We start from the raw sequence: 1,044 nt of genomic DNA, 5'->3' as shown, positions 1-1,044 counted from the left end.
GGGGTGGGAACCGAATACGCCAGAAACGGGCCGCGGCGCACGTAATCAGATGTTCGAGGGCACTCTTGGCTCAATTCGTCAGCTTGCAGTGTCAATGGACAACTTCGTCCCTCGACCTACGACGCGTCGTTCCCATTGGACGCGAAATCTTCGCATCAGATGCGAAGTGGCGTCCGTGACCGCTGGCTGGGGGGCTCTGAGCGGTAACCGGCAGCCTGGCTAAGGTGTTCGGGTCCGGGTATTTGATCTTGTTGGAGTGTCGGGTTGGCGTCGATCGATCGCACGGCTTACCCGCGCTTCAAGCGCGCGGTGTCGCTGCGCGAGCTGGCCGAGGCGTTCACACCCACACAGGACGAGATCACGTGGGCTCGCGGCAGAACCCAGCACGAGCAGCACTTGCTGACGCTGCTGGTTCGGCTGAAGTGTTACCAACGGTTGGGGTACTTCGCGAAACTCGCGGACGTGCCAGCCACAGTTGTCGAGCATGTACGCGGTGTGCTGGAGCTGCCCGACACGGTGGCCGCGGAGACCGACGCCGAGCGCACGGCCAAGCGGCACCGGCAGTTCGTGCGGGACCGGGTGGGCGTGAAGTTTGAGGCGGCGCGGGTGCGGGAGGTCGCTGAGCAGGCTATTCGTGCAGCGGTGCAGACCAAAGACAATCCGGCCGATCTGATCAACGTGGCGCTGGAGGAACTGGTCCGGCAGCGTTGCGAGCTGCCCGGCTACACGACGCTGGACGCGATGACCGCCGGCATCCGTGCCGAGGTCAACGGCGGGTTCTTCGCGATGGTCGCCGCCCGGCCGGACCGGGCCGAACGGGCGCGGCTGGAGCGGCTGCTGGTGGTGGACCCGGCGACGCGACGCAGCGAGTTCGACCGGATCAAGACCCCGGCGCAGGCACCCACCTTGGGCAAGTTCAAGCAGCGCCTGGCGCACCTGCAAGCACTCGATGCGATCGGCCCGACCGAGCGGTGGCTGGACGGAGTGCCGCCGGGCAAGGTCGCCCACTTCGCCGGCGAGGCCCACGTCGCCAATGTCGACGAC

Annotated in this window: 1 protein-coding gene; it reads left to right on the top strand. The window is 66.5% G+C overall.

The annotated features are described in order from the left end of the window. Nucleotides 1-264 precede the first annotated feature (264 nt). The coding region (locus ACWDKQ_RS36385) for a DUF4158 domain-containing protein (RefSeq protein WP_450143275.1) at nucleotides 265-1,044 on the top strand (780 nt) is incomplete at its 3' end.

The sequence above is a fragment of the Saccharopolyspora sp. NPDC000995 genome (assembly GCF_053599315.1).
This window is presented reverse-complemented; position numbering and strand designations above follow the sequence as displayed.